Consider the following 26,141-nt stretch of genomic DNA (forward strand, 5'->3'; position numbering starts at 1 on the left):
GACAGAGCTTGTTCATCAGAGGATGTTCGAAAACGAAATCGATGCGGTAGCTCATATCATCGAATACATTGAGTTCTACAACCGAGAACGGCTTCACTCCAGTCTCGGCTATCAATCGCCTTCAGAGTATGAAAAACTGGCGGCATAAAGTGTCCACGAAAGTGGTAGCAGATCATGCCCCTTCCGGCGGCGTTATGCGTATTAGAGTCACAAGATGAGTATTAATCAGATTTGCCGATGGACCATAGGTGGTTGTTGGATCTACCACGGAATCATCCCAAAGCTCTTTACGATTGCGCCTTTAGAGCAGCAAATGATGAACCGTCTCGGGTTTGGGGTGCAGATGACTGAGCGGCTAGTTCAAGCTGCAGGGGTAGCTGAAGTGTTCTTTGGTATTGTGTTTATCGCTTTCTATCGGGTGCTTGCTATAAATCTACTAAATATGGTCGCATTGATAGCACTATTACTTTTTGTCGTTGTCTTTTCATCGATATCATTACTAGCAGCGTTCAATCCGATAACTACAAATATTCCAATTATCGCATTGAGCGCAATTCTTATCATGGAGCTTCGTAGGGGCGATACGCATAACAAGGCAGAGCAATAGCTGCGGCCTTTGGGAACCCCGGGAATAGCTTACCTTGTTTACCTTTTGCGCAGGTCACTCCGCTCCCATTTTTGCGCAAAAGGTGTGCTAGGTCAGCTGCTCCAGCTAGCAGCGTTAAATGCATAGACTGATACGAATAATGGAATATGGTCGATGACTGAAAAAGAGAAAATGCTAGCAGGACTGCCTTATGATGCGTGGGATGAAGTTCTGTTAAGTGAGCGAATGACCGCAAAGGCAATTTGCCATAGTTTAAATGCTTACGATCCAGCTAAGTTGGATGAGCGAATGGCATTGTTGTCAAATTTATTGACGATAGATGGAAGAGCACATATAGAGCCTAATTTTTATTGTGACTATGGTTACAACATTAGGTTGGGCAATAACTTTTACTCAAATCACCACCTAACTATTTTGGATGTATGTAGGGTAGATATTGGAGACAATGTTTTAATTGGTCCCCATGTTATGATTTCCACCGCTACACATCCAATTAATGCCATTGAGCGCCGTACAACGGAATATGGAAAACCTATTTTAATTGGAAGCGATGTTTGGATTGGTGGGAATGTTTCAATACTTCCAGGGGTTTCTATAGGTAATAATACTGTGATAGGCGCCGGTAGTGTTGTAAATAGAGATATCCCAGATAATTGTGTCGCCGTAGGTGGTCCTTGTAAAGTCGTTAAATCGGTTTAGTTAGTATTTAACAAGCGCATGTTCCGGATAGGTTCCCGCTACCTTTCAGTATGTCCAAATGCATGTGTTGTAAAAATACATAAACTCCCCCTGTTTATTCTCTGACAACTTAGTAACTTTTCTACTGATTTCACCTTGATTTCACCCTAGCTTCTTTAAAGTGCTACTCACTCAGCTATTTAAAGGTGCTAACCATGTCGAGCAGTATCCACTTAAAGCAAATTGGCCATCATTTTACCTTGGCCAAGCAGCAGGTCAGCCTGTTTGAGGGGTTGAATATTGAACTGCACAGTGGCCAGTCTTACGCCATTGTGGGGCCCTCTGGAGTAGGCAAATCAAGCTTATTACTGTTAATGGCGGGGCTTGAATGTCCGGTTTCTGGCGAGGTGCAATTTCAGAAAAATGGTGACCCGCAACCACTAAAGAACCTGCGTCAGAGCTCGGGTTTTATTTTTCAGCAGTTCCATTTGTTACCCGAACTTGATGCATTGAGCAACGTCGCGCTGCCTTTAAAGCTAAAAGGCGACAAGTGTGCATTAGTCACAGCTGAGCTATGGCTCGATAAGGTTGGGTTATCTGACCGAATGTATCATAAACCACAGCAGCTCAGTGGCGGTGAGCAGCAACGGGTGGCTATTGCACGTACTTTAGCAATGCAGCCGCAATTTATTTTTGCCGATGAGCCTACAGGCAATCTAGACGAGAAAACCGCACAATATATCGCACAATTGATGTTTGATTGCTGTCAACAAAGTGGCGTGGGGCTGGTACTCGTCACTCACTCGATGGAGTTAGCGCAGCACGCCGATACTTTACTGCAATTGGGGCAAGGAAAATTAACGGTCAAGCCTGGCAACCATGCTGCGGCTACTGTAGGTGCATTATGCTGATTCTATTAGTGTGGCAACTGTTCCGCCAGCAATACCATCAAGGGGATGCACGATTAATTCGCTGGACCCAAACAAGTTTGATGTTTTTCATATTAACGCTCAGCTTGACCAGTAGTTCCATTCAAGCGTATTTAGCCAATAATTTGCAGCAAATGCTCGGCAGCGATTTAGTGATTTCTCACCATCAAGCGTTGACCGGTGCGCAATTAGACAAGTTGCAGCGGCATGCGCAGGAGTTGAGCGTGAGCCAACTGGTGAACGTAACGTTGACTCATGATAACCATTGGCAAGCGGTGCAGTTAAAGGCAGTGGATGATCACTATCCAGTACAAGGCACACTGCAGGTGGCGTTTGAGACGGGCGGGCAAGGTCAATCCCTGAGCCGTGGGCCTAAACCCGGTGAGATCTGGGTCGATAGTCGATTGTTTACCTCGCTGCAGCTCACCTTTGGCCAATCCTTAGATATGGGGCATGGAAAATTAAGGCTAACAGGTTTGGTGCAACACGAACCCGACCGTTTACTCGAAGGCCATTCTGTGGGATGCGTGCGCTGGTGCATCTAGATGACCTTTCATTGATACAAGCGGACAATGGCAACTATCGCTATTTGCTTACGGGGGACGATAGGGAGCTGAACACCCTAAAGCAATGGGTCGCTGCTGAGCTAGTGACTGCGCAGCTCTATGACAAATACAGTGGCCATCCTCTGGCGACGTTTTGGCAACGCGTTGAGAATTTTGTTGGCTTGGCATCTGTACTGTTGTTTTTGATGGCGGCCATAGCCATAGACCAAGCCTGTCGACGTCAGTTGCTTTCCCAGCAGCGTTTTGCGGCAGTGTGTTTGGCCATGGGTAGCAATAAACCCCAAGTATTTGCTCTGTCGTTTGGCCAGTGGTTACTGACCGTCATTGCAGGACTAATTCCGGCAACCGCCTTGGCATGGGGGGCGGGACATCTGATTTTGCAGCAAATGCAGACCCAGTTTACTGATCTATCCACCACCTGGATGTGGACAGATATAGTCAGTAGTTACGCGCTATTGTTGACTCTACTGGCGATTTTCCAAATTCCCAATTGGTTAGTGATGGCTAAAGTAACCCCCGCGCAGCTAGTTCGCCAAATGGAGAGCCCGAATCACTTGTTGCCCCGTTACGGATTTACGTTAATCAGTGTGGCAGCAGTAGCCTTTGTCTACTCAGACAACGGTCTGCTCACGGCCATGACGCTATCCGCTATGGCAGCTACCTTGATATTGATGATGGGCTTGACTTGGGTGGTGCTGAGTCTGGGGCATATGGTGACGAGCCGGGCGACGGGCATGATCGCTTTTGGTTTCTATATGATGAAACAGCGCTTGCTCAGTAAGTCCGTTCAAATTTTGGGTGTTGGAATGTGCGCCACCTTGTTGCTGTTCACCCTAAGTTTGATGAAAGACATTGGCCAAACCATGGAAGGCTATACCCGCGAGCACGATGGTAATCTGATGATCACCCAGGCCAACGAACATCAAGTGCAAGACATTCGCCAATGGAGTGCACAGAATGGTAGTGACATTCGCCAATTAATGCCGTTTTGGTACGCGCAGTTAAGTCATGTTAACGGCCAGCCCCTGGCAGAATTTGCGACAGGCCCCAGTGAAAGTTTGGTCAGCTTGCAGAAGCCTGTCCGCTTGCATTTTAGTACAAACCAGGCAAACAATAACCGAACGGTGGCTGGTCAACGCTGGCTAGATCGGGATGCTGACTGGCAACAAGTATCCGTTGAGCAAGAAGTCATGACGGATATGGGGTTGAAGCTTGGCGACCAATTACAGTTTGAGGTTGCGGGGCAATCTTTGAACTTTGTAATCAAGGCCAGCCATAAATACGTGCCGGGCGAAGGTTCCATCACCTTTTGGTTTGATGTGCCAGAAAGCACCACGCACCAGCTCCAAACACCGCCTCTTTATATGGGAAGCCTTGAGCTTGCGGACATTGCTTGGGAGCAATTGGCCGAGCTTTGGCAGCGTCACCCATCATTGCGGTTAATCTCGGTGCGGGAGTTGACACAGCGCTTTGATGATACGTTGTCGATGGTGATTAAGCTGGTATGTGGATTTAGCCTGATGATAATTTTGCTGGCACTGCTGGTAATTAGTGCGTCGGTCAAAGGCTATGAAGCTGATGAGCGTAAAAAGAACGCATTATTGATCAGCTTTGGCCAATCACGCCTTGCCTGCGGTAAACTAAGCTTGTTTGAGTGGTTGCTGACTTCTTTGATTGCCAGTGTGGGAGCCATTTTAGGTACGCATCTTACGGCCCAATTAATCTACCAGTCGCAATTTGGCGTACATTATAAGCCAGATTGGCTATGGATGATCGCTACTATAATCGTCAGTGCACTTGTGGTGTGCAGCGCTGGCATGATGGCCAGTCGCAGTAGTTTAAAGTTTTCCGTTGGGACCTTGTTAAGGAACGCAGGGTGATTAGAATTTCAAACTTGATAGCGAAAAAGCAATGAGGTTTGGCCGTTAACGTATTTGGATATTTTTAGCGCAAGGGCCGTTGGGGGCTACGGCCCTCCACGGGACGGCGGTATACGTGTAGAGTTCGAGAATTTGAATGAAAATTATAAAAGTTGACGAAGAACATATAGAAAACCTATCTAAATTATTTAATTTATATCGACAGTTTTATGATTGTTCTTCAGATATAGATAAGGCAAGAAGCTTTATATCAGAGAGGATTCATAACGGTGAGTCGATCATTTTTGTTGTCGAGAGCGGGAGTGAATTAGCAGGATTTATTCAGATTTATCCATCATTTTGCTCTGTGGATGCCGTAAAAATATTTATCCTATATGATCTCTATGTTGATGAATCTGGAAGAGGTAAGGGTGTTGCTGCTTTGTTGATGAATAAAGCAAGAGAGTATGCCATTGCAAATGATGTAAAAAGGATTGATTTGGTAACAGCCAAAGATAATAGTCCAGCAAGAAAGCTATATGAAAAACTTGGTTATCAAACGGCTTTAGAAAATTTTGTTAACTATTCGCTAAACCTTTAACCTGGCGCAGAAAATGACATTTGAAAAGTTATGTCTATACCTTAATCAGCATTGATGATGTAATCCCGCCTTTCGCGTAGCAATATCAATCAGTGGAAATTTGAAGAGCTTTCTTTTAACACTTCAGGGCTCTATTTATATGGGGCAGGTATATAAGAGCGGATCATAGTGGTCGCCGAAGGTAGTTGTGACTCACGCTTTAAAATACCTAAAAACTATACTTACCTTGGACCGCTAGGGCGGTATTGAGTTTGTAGTCTTAGTGAAACTTCCGAAGAGTAGGGATTTCTGAGAAAAAATGTTACATCCAGCATGCCCGAAATGTAGCTCAAGCTATGCGTATCAGGACCATGAGAATCTGGTCTGTCCAGAGTGTGGTTATGAGTGGAATCCATCCGAATCTTCAGATGAGGATGCGGTCATCGTTAGGGATTCTAATGGAAGCCTTCTCCAGGCAGGCGATAAGATTACCCTGATTAAAGATCTCAAGGTAAAAGGAAGTTCGCAGGGGCTAAAAATTGGTTCCAAGACGGTGATACGAAGAATTGTGGACGGTAAGGACCACCAGCTTGATTGCAAATTTCCCGGGGTGGGTGAAATTATGGTTACCGCAAAGTTTGTAAAGAAAGCCTGATGCTTGGGGGCATCGTAGCGCTGTTGTTATCCTGGGTCATCCTTCACCGCATGGCCGGGGAGCCCTTTACTGTCTTGGGTATTACCCCAACCTGGAAGCGTTGCGGTGAATTTCTGTTTGGCATGGTGTTTATGGCTGCCGTAGCGGTTATCAACTTCACCTGGCAGGCGCACTTCAAGCAAATTAGCTATACGATTAACTTGGAATACAGCTTGCTGGATTCTCTCCGTGGATCGTTTTGGGTATTTAGAGCGGTTCTGTTTGAAGAACTCGTGTTTCGCGGGGCTATCCTATATCTGCTGATCAGGTATGTCGGGCTGATAAAGGCGTGTCTGCTCAGTTCCATGATTTTTGGCGTCTACCATTGGTTCAGTTATGAGGTTTTTGGGGCTCACCTTGTACTGATGATATACATCTTTCTGGTTACTGGTATGGGCGGCTGGATGTTTGCCTTTGCCTATGCGAAAACAAAGTCTCTGTTCGCACCGGTCGGCTTGCATCTTGGCTGGAATCTTGTCACGGCAATCGTATTTTCTTTGGGGCCCCTCGGTAACCAGTGGCTGATCCAACAGGGGGAAGCGGTTCATACGAGTGATTGGATCACACTGATTTTCTTTTCACTACAAGCGATCGTCGCTCCTGGTCTGGTGACGCTGTACCTGCTCGCGCGCTACAAGTCGGTTGAATGCAATGCCGCAGCTTTGGTGAGATGATTGATACATACCGTTGCTCCGCTATGTTCCACCCAATATTTTCTTAGGTGAAATCCATTGAAGAAAATCATATTTGTTATTCTTTTTTTAGCAATCGCAGCATATCTGTTCTATCAGTATGGAAGAACAATTTGGCATCCGGCGACAACCAAGATCACCGGTAAGAAAACGGTAGCAGAGGTTATTGATCTTTATGGAGATCAAGCAAGACAAGAGCTGGAGCCGCTGTTCAATAAAAAAGGCATCAGCTACCCGCCGTCAAAACTCGCGCTTGTTGCCTTCAAGGATAAAGATGTCTTGGAAGTCTGGGCATCAAACGGCAGTGGCTATCAGCTGATTACGTCCTATCCCATCAAGGCGGCTAGTGGTGTACCGGGCCCGAAATTGCGCGAGGGAGATAAGCAGGTTCCGGAAGGTATTTATAAGATCATCGGGTTTAACCCAAATAGCGCTTATCATCTTTCCATGAAGTTAAATTATCCCAACGATTTTGATTTGGTACATGCCAAGAATGAAGGTCGGACTTATCCAGGTACAAATATATTTATCCATGGCCGTGCAGCTTCTATAGGCTGTCTGGCAATGGGGGACCCTGCGATCGAGCAATTGTTTTCCTTGGTTTATGCTACCGGAAAGTCGAATACGACAGTGCTTATTTCACCATCCGACCCATCGCAGAGCACGCTACGCCCACCCGCTGACTCTCCGTCGTGGGTTTCCGATCTATATAAAGATATTGAGTCAAAGTACTCGGAAATTACCGGGAAGTAGGTCCACGCCACATTCCAGCGTCTCAAACCAGTTCAAAAACTCGGCGACCATTTTCTTGCCAACAAAGGGTTTGCCGTGCTGCGGCAATATCATTTCCACATCCAATAGCCTTATCCGATTCACCCACTCGCGGCAGGCACGATTGCCCGCCATGTAGCGGCGGTGAAAGCCCTCCATGCGCGGGATATGTGCTGCCATGTCATCTACCGGTAGGTGATCCTGTCCTGGGGTAATGGCTGCACCCACATCGCCGGAAAATAAGGCTTTGCTGATGGGGTCGTAGAAATGGAAGTTGCCTACAGAGTGCAGAAAATGTGCGGGCACCGCTTGAAAGCTGGTTTCCCCCAGTGGAATACGACCTCCTTCGTCAGGTAGTTCGATCATGCGGTGGGTGAGAGAGGCATTCATGCGTTCAGACACGAAGCCTGATACGAGATGGGGCAGGAACCGGGCCCACAGCTTGGATGTTACAACGCAGCAGTCGGTATGCATGAGCCAGCGGGGCAGGGATGCAATGATATCGGGGTCTTGATGCGAGGCGCATACGTAGCGCAGCGACTTCAAGTCGATGAGCTTGGATAGCTCGAATGACAGCGCGCTATAGGTGAGGTCGCCGCCGGGATCAAATAGCGCGGCTTCACCGTGATCAATGATGACCAGTTGATTGCTCGGAATGGCTTCTCCATCCACCAGACCCGTTACGAATAGACAAATATGATCGTCTTTGTCGTAGAGTTTTATAATCTGCTGGCTCATCACACTGATCCCTTCTATTTCTGAGCAGTAGGCGTCATTATTCTTTTCAAGGGCGCGATCATACGTATCTGATAGGGCATCCAATTGATATGGATCAAGCCGGTCATGGGCGTGGATCACTAACTACGGGTTAAGTATGAAGACTATCGGTATGCTCGGTGGGATGAGTTGGGAGTCAACGGCAAGCTATTACAAGGCCATCAATGAAGGAGTTAAGGAAAGCCTTGGCGGCCTGCACTCAGCAAAAATTGCGCTTTACAGTGTTGATTTCGATGAGATCGAGAAGCTTCAGCATCAGGGACGTTGGGATGAAACGGCGAATATTCTCGCGGATGCAGCCAGATCGGTAGAGGCCGCCGGGGCAGAGTTCCTGCTCATTTGCACAAATACTATGCATAAGGTTGCAGGGGAAGTGGAGGCTGCCATATCCATACCTCTTGTGCATATTGCAGACGCCACGGCCCAGCAATTGCTAGCGGACGGAGTGAAGTCGGTAGGATTACTCGGGACAAAGTTCACCATGGAGCAGGAATTCTACAAGAGTCGACTGACAGAGCAGTATGGAATCAATGTGATTATTCCAACACAAGACGAGCGCGATACCGTGCATGATGTGATTTACTCTGAGCTTTGTCTTGGCATCATCAACGATGAGTCTCGAGCAAAGTATATCGGCGTGATTCGTCATCTGGCTGAGCAAGGCGCGGAAGCCGTGATACTGGGGTGTACGGAAATAGCACTGCTGATCGACCAATCAGATACAAGCGTACCGCTCTACGATACAACCAAGATTCACGCTGCGAAGGCGGTGAATCTGGCGGTCAGTGAACTTTGACGGTGGAATAATAAATGGATCGTAAAACACATTACCAAAAGCTGATTAGCATGTATGCGGCGGCGCCGATTAACGAGATCTTCGCGCCTATAATGGAAGTGTCTGAAGGGGAGGCGGTCATCGAGATCGAGCTGTCGAAGAAGTACCATCACTCTGGCGGTGGTGTGCACGGTTCAGTGTATTTTAAAATGCTCGATGATGCGGCTTTCTTTGCGGCCAACTCTCTGGAAGAAGAGGTGTTTGTCTTGACCACATCCTTTACCACTTATATTACCCGGCCTGTAGCAACAGGGTGTATGCGGGCGGTAGGCAGGGTTGTGAATAGAAACAGGACCCAATTTATCGCAGAATCCATCGTGTATGATGCCGAAGGTCGGGAGATCGGCCGAGGCAATGGTATTTTTGTGCGCGGCAAGCTTCCGCTGACGGATGCCGACGGATATGAGTGACAGGAACTGGCCTGACGTCACCCAGTCGTCATCAGCTTTGGTGACTCGTCAGTTCTGATTGTGTAATTAACCTAGTGAAGCAAGGGTTGTTAATGTTGATCAAAAAATCGTTAGTGGCTTTGGGTATGCTCCTATTCTTGTCTCAGCCAGTGATGGCGGAAATGGATAAAGAATTTGCACCTGTGGAAAAGATATTCGATGCGTTATCCGCGTTTGATCACGAAGGTATGAAGAGTGCGGTAACCCCAAGCTTTGTTTTGCTGGAGCATGGAGAAGTTTGGGATATCCAAAAGCTGATTGACGCGGTAAAGCCGGCCGAGTACCAGCGCAGAAATTTCATCAGTGTTATCTCTAAAGACGTGAAGGCTGAGATGGCGGTGATCAATTATTGGAACAAGGCAGTGTTCAAAAGTGGGGATAAAACCACTGAGCGTGCCTGGCTGGAAAGTGTCGTTGTGGTAAAGACGGAAAACGGTTGGCTTCTTGAGCAAATGCATTCCACGCGCATCAAGCTCGAGGATTTGCCTAAGGGACTGGAGTTTATTGAACTCTAGAGTGCTTACGCCATTCTGGTCGCCGTACTCAGCACGGTGCTCGTCCTCCAATTTAGCACCGATCTATTGCGTTAGTTTGATGATGCGAAAAGTAATATCGCTTGTTTTGGCCTACTTTTTCATCGCCCTCGCGGTGATTGGTGTGTTCCTGCCGGGTATTCCTACGGTTCCTTTCCTTCTGCTTTCCGCCTGGTTTGCCGCGCGTGGTTCAGACCGCTTGCACAAGTGGTTGTATGCACACCCCACCTTCGGCAGCCTGTTGATCAACTGGGAGCAGCAAAAGGCCATATCACGCAAGAGTAAAATTATCGCCGTGCTTATGTTGTGCGGCAGTTGGATTTTTCTATATCACTACCTCGAGAGTACCTGGCTGCTATTGGCAATCAGCGGTATTTTCTTGCTTGTGGCGGCGTTTATCCTCTCTCGCCGTGAGCCCTATTAAGCCGGCGCACAAAGTTTCAAACTGGCCGGAATCCAAAGAATGACCTCCCGGTGTGCTATAGCATTAGGCTGTAGCGCCATACCGCAATGTGTACCCTGGTGGTAGGCGCCCACTCCGTTTATACGGACCCTTGGCGTGCGGGAGCATGGAAATGGAAGGCATATTGGCTGGGACAGTCGCCCTACGGCTATTGCTCGCGGCCGGTCTGACGCTGGCGCTGATACTGGTGCTGGTGGCGTTGAGGTTTCTGTTTACGCGCGCGACACAGCGTGTGGATGACCGCCTCTTGCATTCCCGTTGGGCGCTGGCAATTCAAGACATGGAGCTAATGTCTGCTGCGAACCTGCGCAGGGGACTCTGCTTTTTGCTTGGCGCCGCACATATGTTTGCGGCACTGTTTGCCGTCTACCTGTATATCCCCTTTATGCTCGGTCTGTTTCCGGGTACCGAGCCGCTGGCCCTGCCGCTGGCGCAGTACTTTGTCACGCCGCTGACTCAGCTCTGGCAGGCACTGATCGACTATCTGCCTTCCCTGGTCAGCATGCTGGTGATCCTTTTTTATGCCTGGCTGATCTTGAAGTTACTCTACGTGGTGAAGGTTGCCTTACAGAAGCGCTATCTGACGTTACCGGACTTTCGCCCGGAGTGGAGTGAGCCGACCTATAAGATACTGCGTTTCCTGGTGCTGGCACTGACTTTGGCGATGGTCGTGCCGCTACTCCCGGGGGCGGATTCGCCGGCATTCAAGGGTGTTTCCTTGTTCGTTGGCGCGATGGTGACCTTGGGCTCAACCACGGCGATGGGCAACATTACGTCGGGCATCGTGCTGATTTATACCCGGGCTTTCAACGTTGGCGATATGGTGCGGGTGGGCGAAGCCTTCGGGGAGGTGGTGGAGCGCTCGCTGGTGGCGACCCGCATCAAGACACCGAAACACGAGATTGTCACCATCCCCAACTCTTCCGTGTTGAGCAGCCAAGTGACCAATTATTCGGATCGCTCAGAGTCCCCCGCGCATCTGGTGCATGTGCAGGTGAGTATTGGCTACGACGTGGATTGGCGCACTGTGCATCAATTGATGGTGGCGGCTGCACAGGATACCGCGCTGATTGATCCTGTGCCGGAGCCCTTTGTGCTGCAGAAGGGCATGGGAGATTTCAGTGTGAGCTATGAGATAAACGCCTATACGCGCGCCTCGGCGCAGCTACCGCAGATCTATTCCGAGTTGATGCAGCATGTCCTCGATCGGTTTGCGCAGGCAGACATCGAGATACTGTCTCCAGCCTATACCGCCATCCGCGACGGGAATCGCCGAACCACGCCTTCGACATAAGGCCCGCTTTGGGGCACCCGGGAGCGATTTATCCGCCAGTCCGGTAGCGCACTACACCGATGAACTGCTCACAGGGGTTACCAGTGCGGACGCCATCGTGCTGCATCGTGCTGGCGGTGCCCATGTATAATTTTGGTGTGCCCAGTCTGATTGCGGCATAGCGGCGGTTCCTACACGACCGCTGCTCTAGTGGATGGATAACCCGAGGTGACAACCACCAATGCCTGGTCGAGATCACAGCATCAATCCCAGCACCAATCCCGGCACCAAGCCCAGCACCAATCTCAGCGCCAAACACAGCACCCGAATCTTTGATAGCCACCTGCATATTATCCCGGCTGGTTACCCTCTGTATGAGAACAACGGGTTCCTGCCAGATTACTTTTCCGTGGCGGACTATCGTACGGCGATGGAAGCCTATGATGTGCAGGGCGGTGTGGTGGTTTCCGGTTCATTTCAGAAACAGGACCAGAGCTATTTACTGGACTCTCTGCGCAAGCTCGGAGAGGGCTTTTTCGGTGTTACGCAGTTGCGTTTTTCCGTCAGCGACGAAGACATCATTGCGCTGAATCGTGCGAGGGTGCGCGGTGTGCGTTTTAACGTAATGCGTGGCGGCTCTGAGACTGTGGACAACTTGGCATCATTCGCTGCACGGATCTATGAGCTGGCGAACTGGCATGTGGAACTCTATATCGATGCCAGAGAGATCGAGCCACTCTATGGCACCCTGGTGGCGCTGCCGTCTGTTTCGATCGACCACCTGGGGTTAAGCAAGGCCGGATTGCCGTGGGTGATCAAATTGGCTGAGTGTGGTGTAAAAGTGAAAGCGACGGGGTTTGGGCGGGTCGATTACGAACCCGGACAGGCGCTCTCCGCGATTTATGACGCCAATCCTGCGAGTCTGATGTTTGGCACTGACCTGCCCGGAACCCGGGCGCCAAGACCTTTTTGCGCGAATGATATTGCGATGATTCAGGAGACCCTGGGTGACGCGGGGGTCAATCGAGTGCTCTGTGACAATGCGCTTGCTTTTTATAACCGCTAGCCGGTTACAACTGTGGATAAATAGTGGGGTTCCTGAAGTGCCACATCCAGCTTTTGCGGGATGGATACAGTGCAGTAGTATTGCGATCAAATCCTTGTGAATAAATATCCCATAAGCTGAGAGTATGGCTGGAAACAAAGTTCGTCGACGCAGTGCGCGTGAAATTTTTACTGCATTCCTGAGGCTGGGACTCACCTCTTTCGGCGGTCCCATCGCCCATTTGGGGTACTTCCGCACAGAGTTTGTTGAGAAGCGGGCATGGCTCGATGAACAGCAGTTTGGCCAGCTGCTTTCGATCAGTCAGTTTTTGCCCGGGCCGGCTAGTAGCCAGCTGGGCTTTTGTATCGGGCTGCTCAAGGGCGGCTGGCTCGGGGCGCTTTGTGCTTTTCTCGCGTTTACCTTGCCGTCGGTCATGCTGCTGGTGGTGTTCGCGGGGCTTTCCTCTTTCCTTTCCGGGCCCGTTGGCATTGCCATCGTACACGGGTTGAAACTGGTAGCCTGTGCGGTCGTTGCGGATGCGCTGCTCGGTATGTCCAGAAACTTATGCCCGGATGCAAAACGGCGCACCATTGCTGTGGCTGCGGCGGCACTGCTACTGGTGTTCTCAACCTCCTATATGCAGCTGCTGGTGATTCTGCTGGGTGGTATTGCGGGCGTGCTGGCGCTCAGCGGAACGGCGAGCAACAATGCCGCCACCCCAATTTCGGTTTCTTTTGGCAAGCGCACCGGGTCGGTGCTAATTACGGTATTTTTTGCCTTGCTGTTTGCCTTGCCGCTGTTCGCCAGCGCAGCGCCGAATCTGCTGTCTGTTGCCGAGGCGTTTTACCGCGCAGGTGCCCTGGTATTTGGTGGTGGGCACGTTGTATTGCCGCTACTTGAGGATTCTGTGGTGACGCAGCGCTGGGTGAGCCCGGATCAGTTTCTGTCTGGTTACGGCGCTTCTCAGGCCATTCCGGGGCCGATGTTTGCATTCTCTGCCTACCTGGGTGCGCTGATCCCCACCGGCGCGGGTGCCTTGTTGACCGCTGCGGTGGCATTGATTTTCATGTTTCTGCCCGGGTTTCTGCTGGTGGCTGGTGTGCTGCCGTTCTGGAGTTCTGTATCCCATAGTCCGGTTGCCGCGCGTGTTATCGCAGGTGTGAATGCAGCGGTGGTCGGTCTGTTGGGTGCGGCACTGTATAACCCGATTTTCACCTCGGGTATTGAAGGTACCCAAGATCTCGCCATTGCGCTGGTCGGCTTCGGCTTACTGGCGGTTTGGCGAGTCTCGCCACTGTTCGTGGTGTTGTGGTGTGTGCTCGCCAGTGTCGTGCCGGTTTTGATTTAGCGCTCGCTTGCTTCTATATATTTGATTGCGGGCCCGAAGATTTCAGCCTGTAATCACTTTTGTGGAGCTTTTCTTATGCAGCGACAGGGTGGGAATTGTGCCGTCGCCCAGCAGTTATACGATGCGTTTCTGGCGGGAGATCTGGACGGGATCTACGCTCTGCTGGATCCGAACATCGAGTGGGAGTTGGTGGGTTCCGAGGAGGTGCCACATTTTGGTGTTTACCGCGGTCTCGACGAGGTGATGCGCTTTTTCTCCATTGTCGGTGATATCAACCGAGTCGAGTCGTTTGAGGTGCTTTCTTATACAGAGACGGAGAAGGGCGCTTATGTGGAGTGCCGGGAACGCGGCCATTTTGCCGGGCACCCGCAGCACTTCGATATACGCTCTTGCCAGATTCTGGAAATTGAAAGCGGTCGTATCGTGCGCTTTCGCATCTATCAGGACACTTCGCAAATGGTAGATGCCTGGCGGTCCTGACGCGGCCAGTGTGTAGCCCGGTACTCGTTACAGTTCGTCGAGCGGCTTCTCCTCCAGCTTCGCCAGCATCAGTTCGCGGATAACCGGTACCGGTGCGTTGCCGTAGCTCAGGAAGGTCTCGTGGAATTGCTTCAAGTCGAATGCGTCGCCCATCTTTTCCTTGATTTCATCGCGTAATTCCATGATGTCCATGTAGCCGGCAAAATAGCTGGTGAGCTGCACCTGACTGAGCGTGGCGCGGCGCCATTTGCCCAGTGCCTCGGTCTGTTGCTGGAACCCCTGCTTCATCATCATATCCATGGCTTCTGCTTCGGTCATGCCCCTTACCTGAATGGAGTAATCCAGAAGGGTATTGATGACGGTGCGCAGGTTCCACTTGTAATACATCATCCAGAGTTCTGGCTCGAAGTTGCCGTAGCCGGCTTCCAGCATCATACGTTCGGTGTAGACCGCCCAGCCCTCAATCATCGCACCATTGCCGAGAATATTCTTGATGAGGCTGGGGGACTGGTTGGCGTATACCAGTTGCGTGTAATGCCCGGGAATGGCCTCGTGAATATTCAGTATCTGCATCAGATAGGTGTTGTATTCACGCAGAAAGCTTTCGGCGCGATCGTCCGGGAGTTCCGCAACCGGCATTACGTTATAGTAGGTATTGGCATCTTTATCGTAGGGCCCCGGTGCATTGATCGAGGCAATGGCGAAACCGCGCATGTAGGGTGGCGTGGTACGGACAACTAATGGCTTTTCTTCGTCCAGTGACAGCAGGTCTTTTTCTTTGACGAAGGCGACAAGCTCTGGAATCTGTTTTTCCACCTCGGCCTTGAAGGTTTCCTTGGTGGCGTGATTCAGTGAAAGCTTTTCCAGTACCTTGTGGATTTTTTCCAGAATATCGCTCGGGCGTTTTTCGTCGGGAAAATACTTGGGCCACAGCTTGTCTGCCAGCTCATCCATTTTCAGGTGGAGGCGATCTTTCTCGCGCAGCGCGCGTTCGTACAGCGATTTCCCGCTCATGCTGATCTGAATATCGTAACCAAACTTTTGCTCGTATTGTTCTTCGCCAATACGGAAATCGCGGAAGCTTTGGGCGTTCGCCATTTGTGAATGCAGCGTTTGCAGGAAAACGACGTACTCATCGATGGCCTTGCGCGCATCCTTCAGGCGGCTTAAGAACTGTTCCTGTTCTCTTGGGGAGAGTCCGCTATCTTCAACCTGGCTTTCCAGTGCTTCGCCAAATACGGACTTGGCGCCTTCATTTTGCTGAATGGCCAGCATCAGCTGAGGCGCGGCAGGGTTTTTCAGGGTTTTTTCTGCAGCGGCGTAATAGGCGGGCACCTTGGTAAGGCGTTCGCTAAAGGTGCGCAGACGCTCGTCCAGCGGTGCGTAATCGGTATTCAGGATCAACGCGAAACCGTGCGACACATTGTAATCGGCGGGGTTCCACTCGTGAGGTTTGAATTCGGTCAGCTTCCAGATGGTTTGGTTCAGAAAATTAATGATCAGCGCAAGATCGGTGCGCGCTCCGGCACTCAGGGTCTGCGGGTCGAATCCGGAAAATTGATTCAGGTAGTTTCGCGCAAAGCTCAGTACCGCGCGACGGTAGTGGTTGTCCGGTACCTGAAGTTCACTGGCGACTTTGTAGTAGCCGTTGCTGATTGCCCAGGTGGGGAATAGCTGCCACATGCGCTCAATCATCTGTGCGCTCAGGCGCTCAAATGTTTCTTCGTTAACCGTAGCGCGTCGGCTGGGTTTCTCTTCTTCGGCGGGGGATTCGGTTACGCTCTGATCGACGAGCGTCTGCGGTGTGTTGGCGCCAGTATTCTCTTGTGGCGTATCTTTCGGTCCGCAGGCGCAGAGTATGCTGGTGAGGAGAAGTATCGCAGTCAGTTGTTTCATAGAGGTGCTCGAACTTTTGACCGAATCTGTTGAAAAACTAGCACAGTCGTCTTGTTAGCAGGATTTTATCCGTACACAATTTCGTGTGACCGAGCTTACCTTGTTTCCACTTCGCGTGGCGACTACAGTGTCAAATTCTGGATTTGTGGTCGAGCGCCACGATTCTACCCTCACTAATAATGAACTGTGCATAGAGGAGTCAGATATGACTGAGCTGGCAGCTCAAGCCTGCGAGGCCTGTCGTGCAGACGCACCACTGGTATCCGATGAAGAACTCGCGACACTGATCCGCGAAATTCCGGATTGGACCCCGATGACCCGCGACGGCGTCATGCAATTGGAGCGTGTGTTTAAGTTCCGTAACTTCAAGCAGGCGTTAGCGTTTACTAATCGCGTCGGCGCGATTGCGGAAGAGGTGGGCCACCATCCGGCACTACTGACGGAGTGGGGCAAGGTAACCGTTACCTGGTGGAGTCACGAGGCGGGCGGTTTGCACAAGAATGACTTTATTATGGCGGCGCGAACCGACCAGCAGCTGGACGCAGAGTAAAAACTTCTGCGGTTCCGGTTTCCAGGCTAGCGCTCAATTGTGAGTTCTAGCCTGGAGTCGCGAGTGCCTAATCGCGCTTTGTGGCCCACAGTAAAAATTCGCGGTTGCCGTCTCCGCCCTTGATTGGGCTTTCAATATAATCCCGCACGGTAAGATCCAGCGCTTCACACAAGGCGCAGATTTTTTCCTGCACACCTTGATAGAGGCTGGGGTCCTTTACCAGTCCACCTTTACCGATCCCTTCCGGGCCTACTTCAAACTGCGGTTTCACCAGGCTTAGCAGGTGCCCCTGTGGCTTCAGCAGTGCGGGAAGCTGGGGCAGGATGAGGGTCTGGGAAATAAACGATACATCCATCACCACCGCGTCAAAGCCCTCATCCCCCCATGGGGAGATCTGCTCGGCAGTGAGATCGCGTGCGTTGACACCTTCGAACAGGTGCATGCGCGGGTTTTCCAGCAATGCCGGCGCCAATTGGTCGCGCCCCACATCCACTCCCACCACCAGTTCTGCGCCCCGCTGCAGCAGGCAGTCACTAAAGCCGCCGGTGGAGCAGCCTACATCCAGGGCGTGCCAGCCCGCGGGGTTCAGCCCGGTGTGGTCGAGAATGCCCGCCAGCTTGATACCGGCACGGGAGACATACTGGTCTTCCGGCAGCGCTTCCACGCGCAGCTGGGTGTCCTCACTCAGGTTCTGGCTGGCCTTGGTGGCGGTGCGCCACTGGCTTCCGGCTGCATCCGATACCTGTACCTGCCCGGCGTCAATCAGTTTGCGGGCATGGGTGCGGGAGCTGGCGAGTTGTTGCTGTACCAGCAGTAGGTCGAGGCGGGTCATGAAAGGCACTATAGTTCAGAAACAATGGAAGATTAAATCGCTGCCATGCTAACCTCAGTTTCCCGGATGCGGAAGACGCGGACAGCAGGTAACCGCCCGGTAGATCGTAAAGTAAGCAGACAACCATGTAACTTGGCAACGCGGTTACATAGCGGATCTGAATGATAGGAGTTGGTGTTAGATGGCAAATAAGGTTCTGAGTAAATTCAGAGTGCGTAAAGGCAAGGTGTTCGAGGCGCCATTGGAGAATGCCCTGGGACGCCTGATGACGCCGTTCGATGAATTTATTCACCGCCAGAGTAGCAGTGGTGTACTGCTGATGATTTGCGCAGTGATTGCGCTGGTGATCGCCAACTCTGCATGGCAGGCGGGCTATGCGCATCTGCTGCACCTACCAGTCAGTTACAACTTCGGTGACTGGTCGCTGTCTATGAGTTTCCATCACTGGATCAATGATGGCCTGATGGCGATCTTCTTCTTGCTGGTGGGCCTCGAACTCAAGCGTGAGTTCCTGGTCGGCGAACTCTCCGAAATGAAACATGCGGTACTGCCCGTGATGGCCGCCATTGGCGGTATGGTGGTACCGGCCCTGATCTTCTCCATGTTCAATGTTGGGACGCCCACCGAGCGTGGTTGGGGTATTCCCATGGCCACCGATATCGCCTTTGCGGTGGGCTGTATTGCCATCCTGGGGAACCGGGTACCACGCGCGGTGGTGACCTTCCTGGTGGCATTGGCGATTGTGGATGACCTGGGAGCCATCCTGGTGATTGCCATCTGGTACACCGAAAGCGTCAATATGATCGCGTTGATGGGTGCCTTCCTGCTGACGGCGATTTTGTGGCTGCTGAATTTGGCCGGGGTACGGCACTCCGCCGCCTATATCTTTGTGGGTATCCTGCTGTGGTACGACCTCCACATCACCGGTGTGCACGCCACGCTGGCGGGGGTGATTACCGCGATGGCCATCCCGGCGCGTCCGAAGTACGACCCGGTGGCGTTCAGCTCCTTTGTAAAAGACATTATTCGCAGCTTCGACCGCAGCTTCCGCCCGGGCGACAAGATTATCGCCAACGACGCGCTGCGCGCGCGGGTGTCCGCACTGGATAACGGTGTGCACCTGGTACAGTCCCCGCTGCAGCGCATGGAAACGCGCCTGCACATCCCGGTGGCCTTTATTGTGGTACCGATTTTTGCGCTGGCCAATGCGGGTATTCCGGTGGACAGCTTTACCAGCGCCGAGGCAGTGCTGAACCCGCTGACCATTGGTGTGATTTGTGGTCTGGTATTTGGCAAGCTGATCGGCATCGTCGGTGCCACCTGGATCGGCTGGAAACTGGGCTGGGGTGAACTGCCCAAGCATTCCACTTTCCACCACATCATCGGCGTCGCCCTGCTGGGTGGTATCGGCTTCACCATGTCGATCTTTATTTCAGAACTGGCCTTTGCAGGTCAGAATGAAATGCTGATTCAGGCCAAGGCAGGTGTGTTGCTCGCGTCCCTGATCGCGGGTATTTCAGGCTTCTTGATCCTGCGCCGTGCGCCGATCGAGGAGTCCACCCAGAGCGAAGAAGTCGATGTTGTTGCTACCGCCGAGATGAGCACCGGTAGAAAGTTGCCCTGATCGGTAACTTCTCTAGATAGTTCTTCAGGCACCCTTCTTAAACGACCCCAGCACCATATAAGCGTGGTGCTGGGGGTTCGTTACTCTTTCCCTAACTCCCTTCCCAAGCAAACACGGTAGACGCAGTCGCGAGTATCAGAATACTTCGTGGCGCTGGTAGCGGTTGCAGCGATTGCCGCAGTACGGCTTGTCTGAGCGGATGGTACCACTGGTCGGGTGGACCAGAAGCTGGCGCTTCTTGTTGCCGTGGTAGGCGACCACATTCCAGTAGCCGTTGCGAAAAACCATGCTGCCGAAGGAGTGGAAGCCCAGTTGCTGTAAGCGTGCGCGCACCGCGCCGGCGCTCAGGTCAATCTCCGATGGCGTGTGTCCGTCGAGATCCGGCCCATATAGCTGCGGGGGTATCTGGGGGTTGGTTTTTGGGCCGGAGAACTGGAAGTCCTGGGCGGAAAAGGGGCCTGGTTGTTGTGCGGCGGCCCCGGCGCTTAGCGACAGGGCGGCGGCGAGCAGCGTAGCGCCGAGAAAGTGACGCTTTCTGTGGGACTGTCCTTGTTGGTGTGGTTCAGTGGCAAACAGCATGGCGCTCCCCAAATTGCCTTTATCCGGTCATTGATAGGCTGGGGAGGCGCCAACCCCAAGTGCTGTGGGCTTCCGGCTGTTCGCTGATGCACTTTGCGGTGAGTTGAAGAGTTGCTGAGACGGTATTTCCGGAGCGGAATCGCCAGTCACATTAGTACTGCTAGAATGGCGCGCTATTTATCCAATCTGTGAAAAATGGCGCCAAATATGACCATTAAGACCTTATACCGTCGCTTGGGCGCGGTACTGCTCGGATTTGCCGGAACCTCCGCGGCTATTGCCGCCGACCCGCTGAACGTCACCGGCGACAAGTTCCGCCAGCTGGAAGAGCTTCTGCCCACCCCGAACACCTATCGTGCCGCTTCCGGTGCGCCGGGGCATGCCTACTGGCAGCAGCAGGCGGACTACGACATCAAGGTCTCCCTGGATGATGACAAGCAGCGCATCACCGCGTCGGAAACCATCACTTACACCAACAACTCGCCGGATACCCTGCGTTACCTGTGGGTGCAGCTCGACCAGAACCGCTTCAAGCCAAACTCTTCCGGCAACCTGGCGGCGCCGGTAGACGTTGAGTCCATCGCCCCGGACACCATCCCGTTCCGCAGCTTCCGTCGCGAAGTGGTCTCCGCGGAATTCCAGGGTGGTTATGACATCACCAAGGTGGCGGATGCCCGTGGCCGTGACCTGCGCCACACCATCGTCGACACCAACATGCGCATCGACCTGCCGCAGCCGCTGAAGTCTGGCGACAGCGTCACCTTCCAGATCGACTGGGAATACAACATCATCGAGCAGAAGGCATTGGGTGGCCGCTCCGGTTACGAATATTTCGAGCGCGATGGCAACTACCTGTACGAGATTGCCCAGTGGTTCCCGCGCATGGCGGCGTATAACGATGTGAGCGGCTGGCAGAACAAGCAGTTCCTGGGCCGTGGTGAGTTTGCCCTGGAATTCGGTGATTACCGCGTGGCTATCGAAGTGCCGGCGGACCACATCGTTGCCTCCACCGGTGTACTGCAGAACCCGCAAGACGTACTGACCCGCGAGCAGCGCGCGCGCCTGAAAAAGGCCGAGACCGCGAAGAAGCCGGTAATGATCGTGACCAAGGACGAAGCCCTGGAGAACGAGAAAGACCGCGCAACTGCCCGCAAGACCTGGGTGTTTGAAGCAGAGAACGTGCGTGACTTTGCCTGGGCTTCCTCGCGTAAGTTCCTGTGGGATGCGCAGGGCTACAAGAAGGGCGGCACCGACACCATGGCGATGTCTTACTATCCGGAAGAGGGTACCCCGCTGTGGGACAAGTACTCTACCGAAGCCATCATCCACACCATGGAAGTGTTTAACCGCTACAGCTTCGATTACCCGTACCCGACCTCCATTTCGGTCAATGGCCCGGTAGGTGGTATGGAATACCCGATGATCACCTTCAATGGTCCGCGTCCGGAGATTGATGAGGAAGACCGCAGCAAGCGCACCTATTCCCGTCGCACCAAGTACGGCCTCATCTCGGTGATCATCCACGAGGTAGGTCACAACTACTATCCGATGATCGTGAACTCCGATGAGCGTCAGTGGACTTGGATGGACGAAGGCCTCAACACCTACGTTCAGTTCCTGGCGGAGCAGGAGTGGGAAGAGAAGTATCCGTCTCGCCGTGGCGATGCACGCAAGATCATTGAGTACATGAAGAGCGAGAACCAGGTACCGATCATGACCAACTCAGAATCCATTCTGCAGTTTGGTAACAATGCGTACGGCAAGCCGGCGACTGCGCTGAATATCCTGCGTGAAACCGTCATGGGTCGCGAGCTGTTCGACTTTGCGTTCCGCGAGTACTCCCAGCGTTGGAAGTTCAAGCGCCCGATGCCGGCGGATTTCTTCCGCACTATGGAAGACGCGTCCGGTATGGATCTGGACTGGTTCTGGCGCGGTTGGTTCTACACCACTGACAATGTGGATATCAGCATTGATGCAGTGAAACACTATACCGTGGGTACCAAGGACCCGGATGTAGAGGGCCCGTGGAAGCGTGAGCGTTTCGAGGAAGAGCCGGAGTCGGTAACCAAGCAGAAGAACCGTGCGAACAAGATGACGCGCATTGTGGACGGCAAGCCGGAGCTGGCGGACTTCTACAATGAGCACGATGAGTTTGATGTGTCCAATGCGGATCGCAATCGTTACCGCGGTATGCTGGATGGCCTGGAAGACTGGGAGCGCGATCTGCTGAAAGTAGAGAGCAATGTGTACGTGCTGAATTTCAGCAATATCGGTGGTTTGGTGATGCCGATCATCCTGAAACTGGACTACACCGATGGTTCTTCTGAAGAACTGCGTATCCCGGCGGAAATCTGGACCCGCAATGCGGCCAAGACTTCCAAGATGCTGGTGCGCGGTAAGGACAAACTGCTGAAGTCGGTTGTGGTTGACCCGCACTGGGAGACGGCCGACGTAGACGTGGAGAACAACCACTACCCGCGCCGTATCATCAAGTCGCGTCTGGAGCTGTTCAAAGACGAGAAAGCGCGCAACCTGATGAAGGACTGGCAGGAAGAGCTGAAAGAGGACTAAGCTCGAAACTGCGGCATGGTCCCATCTGGCCCGGTGGCGGTGACGCTACCGGGTACAGACTTGTGAGACACGCCGTGCACCCATCCCTGGGGGCTCTGCAAAAACATCCTGTTTTTGAAGGTCTCACAAGCCTGTACCCGGCACCGCCACCTTCGCCCGCAACTTTGTGTTCTTTTGTTGTCGCGTCTTACACTTCAACTATTCCATAGCTGTATCACTTGGATGCCTAATATGCGTATTTCTACTCCCAAACTGATTGCGTTTTTGTCTCTGGTTGCCCTGTTGTTTGCATCACAGGCCCACGCCCACCGCTACCACTTCGGCCTCACCGAAATGGCCGTGAATGAGCGCACCCAGTCTCTGGAAATCACCCATCGTTTCTTTATCGCGGATGTGGAGCGCGCGCTGCAGTTGAGCGCGAGTAAGGAAATGAAGGATGCCAAGGCGCAGATGGAGGCGTATGTGAATGATCGCTTTCAGTTGCGCACCGCCGATGGTGCAGTGATCAAGCCCAAGTGGGTGGGAATGGAAGCGGATGTGCACGATGTTTGGGTGTATCAGGAGCTGCCGCTGGCGGAGGTGCAGGGTAAGAAACTGCAGGTGCGTCAGTCGATGCTGATGGAGATGGAGCGAGATCAGGTGAATACCGTGAACGTTACCCGCGATGGCAACACTGAAACCTTTACCCTGAAGCCTGGCTCCAGTGCGGTAACGGTTCAGTTCTGAGGTTTATGCTTGAGGTTTTTGCCTGAGATGTGTGCCTAGCCGCAGCTACAGCAGCGGCGGGTTTTTTCGGTCTTGCCGATACCGGGGTTGAAGGTGTTGGTGGGGTCGAGTTGTTCGAAGAATTCGCGCTGTGCGTCGGGCGCTTGATACAGGTGGCCGACGTTGTGCTCTGCGGGGTAGCGCGCTCCCCGCTGGTCGAGCAGTGCGAGCATGGCTTTCTTGACCGCCTCGTGATCGGCGTCTTTTTTCAGGACGTAATCCTGATGGAAGACGTTACACAAGAAGTGGCCGTAGTAGAGGCGCTGCTCCAGTTGGTCGGCGATTTCTGCCGGTAGCTTTTCCTCCCAATCCATATCGTTGCGCCGCAGTGCAATATCCAGTGGCAGCAACTCTCCCACACGTTTGTAATGTACGGCCTGGTAGCGCATGGCGGCACCGGCGGAGACAAAGCGATGCAGCATGGCTTTGCTGGCTTCCTCTGGTGTACAGGTAAAAAAGTCACCCGTGTTTTCTCCTCTTTCGAAAAAGGCCTGCAGCCATTCGTGGGTGCTTTCAATTCCATCGTCCGCTACCTTGACGATCAGGTGGTGTGGATACTTTTCCCGATAGTCCAGCATGCGCTTGGGCAGATGTTGCGGGAGTAGCTTGCTGATTTTTTGTAGCAGGCGTTCACTCAGAAAACGCGGCAGGAAGCCGCGTTTTTCCAGCCAGGCATCAACGCGACCTTTGAGGGCGAAGAAGCGTGGCATGTTGCCGGTGCCGAGTTTGTTGATCAGATAGAAACTGTCTCTTCCGTATTCCGCGGCAAGATCAAACATGTCGCGGTGCAGGTATTCACCGAGCAGGGGAATAGTAGGTAACTCGCTCAGTAGGCCCCTGCGCAGGCGCGCAAACACGGCGGGATCGTCGCTGCCGATATAAAACGTTTGCGTGCGCTTGGGGGTGGGGTAGGTGTCGAGGCGTACCGCGAACACCGCGACCTTGCCGGCGCAGCCGCTGGTTTCAAACAGGCGGCGCGGGTCGGCATTAAATCTTGCCGGGGTGTCGGCGTCTACATCGCGTACCCGTTCCACATATTCCCGGTCCGAAGCCATGCGCGGACGGGTGTTATTGTCCGAGTAAGCGAGTTGCCCGACATCTGCAAAGTTGCCGTGCTCGAGGTTAGTGAGTATTTCCTCGGGGGTTATACCCAGCTCGATGCCCAGGTGATTGATCAGTTGCAGTTCGCCGCCGGCATCGACCTGTGCGTAGAGCGCCAGCTCGGTATAGGCTGGGCCCCGTTGGCAGAGTGCGCCGCCGGAATTGTTGGCGATACCACCGATAATGGAGGCGCCCAAACAGGACGAGCCGATCTCGGAGTGTGGCGAGCGCTGCAGCGGCGCCAGCTGTTTTTCCAGGCTGTTGAGGGTGGCGCCGGGCAGGGCGACAACTTGTTCACCGTGGTGATTTCCTTTACCCAGCAGGTGAATGGTGTCCATGCGCAGGGTATTGATTACCACAACCGGGCGATCGTAGTCGGTGCCGCTGGGGGTGGAGCCTTCTGTCAGGCCGGTGTTGGCTGCTTGCAAGATTATGATCGCACCCGCGTGCACGCAGGCTTCCAGTGTGCGCCAGAGTTGCAGCAGCGAATCCGGGAACACCACCGCAAGTGCGGCGCCCTCACCAGAGCGATAGCCGGTGCGATAGTACTCGTTGCGCTCGGCATCGGTAATTACGCGCTCGCGGCCCAGTAACTGTGCCAGTTGTTGGACCAGTTCCTGGGCGTTCGCGCGCGTATCAACGGTGCGGGAGGTGGATTCTGGCATTGCGGTGGGTCAGTTGTTGTCTTCCTTCATCTCCAGAATTTCCCCGCTGTTGGGGTCTACTTCCAGATCCCACTTTTTGCCCTCCTTGTAGGCTTCAACCTCCCAGCGGCCCTTGTCCAGGGTTACTTCGACTACTGGGGTGTAACCCTGTTGTTCCAGCTTGGTAAGCACCATGGATAACGCCATGGCACCGGGGGGCGGCTTTTTGTCTTTGGTGTCGTCCTGGGCGGCTGCGACCGCGGCAATGCCACCGAGGGTGACGGCGAGGAGCGAGTTTTTGACGTTTTTCATGTGGTACTCCCTAAACCGGCCGCTATTCGAGCCGGTTTCTCGAAGTGATGGCCTTGTCCGGAAATCAGTCGTTGTTGCTGAGGCGCTGCTGCATCATAAAACACCACTCGTCACTGCCGCCGTCGGGGCCATGGGCGTCGTCCATCTTGTCGCCACCGGTAAGCTTTTCCATCGCGGTAAACCATTCTTTGGAGCCCACTTCAGGCAGCCCGGTGGGGTAGTGTTCGGCAATGGCCAGGCCCTGGGTTTTCATCACCTCACCGTTGACCCACTCAAACCATTTTGCGTTGCAGATTAACTGTCCCTCACTGTTTGGGCTTTCGGGCGAGTCGGTGCTGCTGGTATCACCGGTACTGGCTGCCGATGACGTACTGTCGCCAGTGGGAGGGGTTGTTTGGGTGTTGGGATCTGGCTCGGTAACGGTGACTTCTTCCACCACCTCCGCTTCTGTGGTCGGTGCAGTATCCGGATCGTTGGTATCGGATTTGCGGCTGCAGCCGTGGAGGGCGACAGATGCCGCAAGAGTCGTGGCGAGCGCAGTGAGCAAGAGTTTACGGGTCATGAGGTCTCCTAAACTGTGCGTGCGTGTTCACTTGAACAGCGGTGGCGCCGATTTGCTCGGGTACGTGCACTAAGCATAGGTGGATTTTGGTGCCTTGCACGGCGGAGGGGCTTGCTGGAGCAGCAA

29 protein-coding genes are annotated in these 26,141 nt (G+C 52.9%); 22 read left to right on the top strand and 7 right to left on the bottom strand.

The annotated features are described in order from the left end of the window. From KUV22_RS00005 to KUV22_RS00050, 10 genes are all read left to right on the top strand, one after another. Positions 1-148, top strand: a 148-nt coding sequence (locus KUV22_RS00005; protein WP_222228683.1) for an IS3 family transposase, incomplete at its 5' end; no start/stop codon positions are given. 66 nt (positions 149-214) lie between these two features. Beyond that, on the top strand, positions 215-607 hold the full coding sequence (locus KUV22_RS00010; protein ID WP_222227627.1) for a DoxX-like family protein: 393 nt from the start codon (positions 215-217) through the stop codon (positions 605-607). Between the two features lie 153 nt (positions 608-760). After that, entirely contained in the window at positions 761-1,306 is a 546-nt protein-coding gene (locus KUV22_RS00015; RefSeq protein WP_261319036.1) for a sugar O-acetyltransferase, read from the top strand. A gap of 194 nt (positions 1,307-1,500) precedes the next feature. Beyond that, positions 1,501-2,196, top strand: a complete 696-nt coding sequence (locus KUV22_RS00020) for an ABC transporter ATP-binding protein (RefSeq protein WP_222227628.1) — start codon at positions 1,501-1,503, stop codon at positions 2,194-2,196. Next, positions 2,190-2,759 (top strand): hypothetical protein, encoded by a 570-nt coding sequence (locus tag KUV22_RS00025; protein ID WP_222227629.1) that lies wholly within the window; start codon positions 2,190-2,192, stop codon positions 2,757-2,759. Before KUV22_RS00020 ends, KUV22_RS00025 begins: the two co-directional genes overlap by 7 nt. Then, entirely contained in the window at positions 2,738-4,660 is a 1,923-nt protein-coding gene (locus tag KUV22_RS00030; RefSeq protein WP_222227630.1) for an ABC transporter permease, read from the top strand. Before KUV22_RS00025 ends, KUV22_RS00030 begins: the two co-directional genes overlap by 22 nt. A 136-nt stretch (positions 4,661-4,796) precedes the next feature. Continuing rightward, a complete protein-coding gene (locus tag KUV22_RS00035) occupies positions 4,797-5,240 on the top strand; it encodes a GNAT family N-acetyltransferase (protein WP_222227631.1) in 444 nt (147 codons plus the stop codon). A gap of 298 nt (positions 5,241-5,538) precedes the next feature. Next, positions 5,539-5,874: a zinc ribbon domain-containing protein YjdM gene (locus KUV22_RS00040; protein WP_222227632.1), complete on the top strand. Its 336-nt coding sequence runs from the start codon at positions 5,539-5,541 to the stop codon at positions 5,872-5,874. Beyond that, on the top strand, positions 5,874-6,587 hold the full coding sequence (locus tag KUV22_RS00045) for a CPBP family intramembrane glutamic endopeptidase (RefSeq protein ID WP_222227633.1): 714 nt from the start codon (positions 5,874-5,876) through the stop codon (positions 6,585-6,587). Before KUV22_RS00040 ends, KUV22_RS00045 begins: the two co-directional genes overlap by 1 nt. 57 nt (positions 6,588-6,644) lie before the next feature. Beyond that, positions 6,645-7,358, top strand: a complete 714-nt coding sequence (locus KUV22_RS00050) for a L,D-transpeptidase family protein (RefSeq protein WP_222227634.1) — start codon at positions 6,645-6,647, stop codon at positions 7,356-7,358. On the opposite strand, the gene KUV22_RS00055 is transcribed toward KUV22_RS00050, so the two are convergent. Further along, entirely contained in the window at positions 7,329-8,114 is a 786-nt protein-coding gene (locus KUV22_RS00055) for an MBL fold metallo-hydrolase (RefSeq protein ID WP_222227635.1), read from the bottom strand. The genes KUV22_RS00050 and KUV22_RS00055 overlap by 30 nt on opposite strands. A gap of 136 nt (positions 8,115-8,250) precedes the next feature. Here KUV22_RS00055 and KUV22_RS00060 point away from each other — a divergent pair, with 136 nt between their 5' ends. The 8 genes from KUV22_RS00060 to KUV22_RS00095 all read left to right on the top strand — a co-directional run bounded on the left by KUV22_RS00060 (position 8,251) and on the right by KUV22_RS00095 (position 14,579). Then, a complete protein-coding gene (locus KUV22_RS00060) occupies positions 8,251-8,949 on the top strand; it encodes an aspartate/glutamate racemase family protein (RefSeq protein ID WP_222227636.1) in 699 nt (232 codons plus the stop codon). 14 nt (positions 8,950-8,963) lie between these two features. Continuing rightward, entirely contained in the window at positions 8,964-9,398 is a 435-nt protein-coding gene (locus KUV22_RS00065; RefSeq protein WP_222227637.1) for a PaaI family thioesterase, read from the top strand. A gap of 92 nt (positions 9,399-9,490) precedes the next feature. After that, positions 9,491-9,952 carry a nuclear transport factor 2 family protein gene (locus KUV22_RS00070; RefSeq protein WP_222227638.1) on the top strand — a complete coding sequence of 154 codons (462 nt, stop codon included), beginning with the start codon at positions 9,491-9,493 and terminating at the stop codon, positions 9,950-9,952. A gap of 82 nt (positions 9,953-10,034) precedes the next feature. Next, on the top strand, positions 10,035-10,394 hold the full coding sequence (locus KUV22_RS00075; RefSeq protein WP_261319106.1) for a YbaN family protein: 360 nt from the start codon (positions 10,035-10,037) through the stop codon (positions 10,392-10,394). Positions 10,395-10,545: 151 nt separating this feature from the next. Beyond that, on the top strand, positions 10,546-11,727 hold the full coding sequence (locus KUV22_RS00080) for a mechanosensitive ion channel family protein (RefSeq protein ID WP_222227640.1): 1,182 nt from the start codon (positions 10,546-10,548) through the stop codon (positions 11,725-11,727). A 220-nt stretch (positions 11,728-11,947) separates the two neighbouring features. Next, positions 11,948-12,772 (top strand): amidohydrolase family protein, encoded by an 825-nt coding sequence (locus tag KUV22_RS00085; RefSeq protein WP_261319037.1) that lies wholly within the window; start codon positions 11,948-11,950, stop codon positions 12,770-12,772. A gap of 124 nt (positions 12,773-12,896) precedes the next feature. Beyond that, on the top strand, positions 12,897-14,099 hold the full coding sequence (gene chrA, locus KUV22_RS00090) for a chromate efflux transporter (RefSeq protein WP_222227641.1): 1,203 nt from the start codon (positions 12,897-12,899) through the stop codon (positions 14,097-14,099). A 75-nt stretch (positions 14,100-14,174) separates the two neighbouring features. After that, positions 14,175-14,579: a nuclear transport factor 2 family protein gene (locus KUV22_RS00095; RefSeq protein WP_222227642.1), complete on the top strand. Its 405-nt coding sequence runs from the start codon at positions 14,175-14,177 to the stop codon at positions 14,577-14,579. A gap of 27 nt (positions 14,580-14,606) precedes the next feature. Here KUV22_RS00095 and KUV22_RS00100 read toward each other — a convergent pair whose 3' ends face one another. Continuing rightward, positions 14,607-16,475: a DUF885 domain-containing protein gene (locus KUV22_RS00100; protein WP_222227643.1), complete on the bottom strand. Its 1,869-nt coding sequence runs from the start codon at positions 16,473-16,475 to the stop codon at positions 14,607-14,609. A 205-nt stretch (positions 16,476-16,680) separates the two neighbouring features. Between KUV22_RS00100 and KUV22_RS00105 the strand changes: the two genes are divergently transcribed. Beyond that, positions 16,681-17,025, top strand: coding sequence for a 4a-hydroxytetrahydrobiopterin dehydratase (locus KUV22_RS00105; RefSeq protein WP_222227644.1), 345 nt, complete (start codon positions 16,681-16,683; stop codon positions 17,023-17,025). Between the two features lie 67 nt (positions 17,026-17,092). Here the strand turns inward: KUV22_RS00105 and KUV22_RS00110 are convergent, their stop codons facing one another. Continuing rightward, positions 17,093-17,857 carry a TlyA family RNA methyltransferase gene (locus tag KUV22_RS00110; RefSeq protein ID WP_222227645.1) on the bottom strand — a complete coding sequence of 255 codons (765 nt, stop codon included), beginning with the start codon at positions 17,855-17,857 and terminating at the stop codon, positions 17,093-17,095. Positions 17,858-18,038: 181 nt separating this feature from the next. Between KUV22_RS00110 and nhaA the strand changes: the two genes are divergently transcribed. Continuing rightward, positions 18,039-19,481 carry a Na+/H+ antiporter NhaA gene (gene nhaA, locus KUV22_RS00115; protein WP_222227646.1) on the top strand — a complete coding sequence of 481 codons (1,443 nt, stop codon included), beginning with the start codon at positions 18,039-18,041 and terminating at the stop codon, positions 19,479-19,481. A gap of 135 nt (positions 19,482-19,616) precedes the next feature. Here the strand turns inward: nhaA and KUV22_RS00120 are convergent, their stop codons facing one another. Next, positions 19,617-20,060, bottom strand: coding sequence for a hypothetical protein (locus tag KUV22_RS00120; protein WP_222227647.1), 444 nt, complete (start codon positions 20,058-20,060; stop codon positions 19,617-19,619). Between the two features lie 207 nt (positions 20,061-20,267). Here KUV22_RS00120 and KUV22_RS00125 point away from each other — a divergent pair, with 207 nt between their 5' ends. Together KUV22_RS00125 and KUV22_RS00130 are read left to right on the top strand one after the other, a co-directional pair. Next, positions 20,268-22,631, top strand: coding sequence for a M1 family metallopeptidase (locus KUV22_RS00125; RefSeq protein ID WP_222227648.1), 2,364 nt, complete (start codon positions 20,268-20,270; stop codon positions 22,629-22,631). Between the two features lie 231 nt (positions 22,632-22,862). Then, positions 22,863-23,357 carry a DUF6702 family protein gene (locus KUV22_RS00130; protein ID WP_222227649.1) on the top strand — a complete coding sequence of 165 codons (495 nt, stop codon included), beginning with the start codon at positions 22,863-22,865 and terminating at the stop codon, positions 23,355-23,357. A gap of 35 nt (positions 23,358-23,392) precedes the next feature. Here the strand turns inward: KUV22_RS00130 and dld are convergent, their stop codons facing one another. From dld to KUV22_RS00145, 3 genes are all read right to left on the bottom strand, one after another. Then, positions 23,393-25,162 (bottom strand): D-lactate dehydrogenase, encoded by a 1,770-nt coding sequence (dld, locus tag KUV22_RS00135; RefSeq protein WP_222227650.1) that lies wholly within the window; start codon positions 25,160-25,162, stop codon positions 23,393-23,395. Between the two features lie 9 nt (positions 25,163-25,171). Further along, positions 25,172-25,453, bottom strand: a complete 282-nt coding sequence (locus tag KUV22_RS00140) for a PepSY domain-containing protein (RefSeq protein WP_222227651.1) — start codon at positions 25,451-25,453, stop codon at positions 25,172-25,174. Positions 25,454-25,517: 64 nt separating this feature from the next. Continuing rightward, a complete protein-coding gene (locus KUV22_RS00145; protein ID WP_222227652.1) occupies positions 25,518-26,015 on the bottom strand; it encodes a hypothetical protein in 498 nt (165 codons plus the stop codon). Positions 26,016-26,141: the final 126 nt, after the last annotated feature.

This window comes from Microbulbifer agarilyticus, assembly GCF_019800665.1.
Taxonomy (GTDB): domain Bacteria; phylum Pseudomonadota; class Gammaproteobacteria; order Pseudomonadales; family Cellvibrionaceae; genus Microbulbifer; species Microbulbifer agarilyticus_C.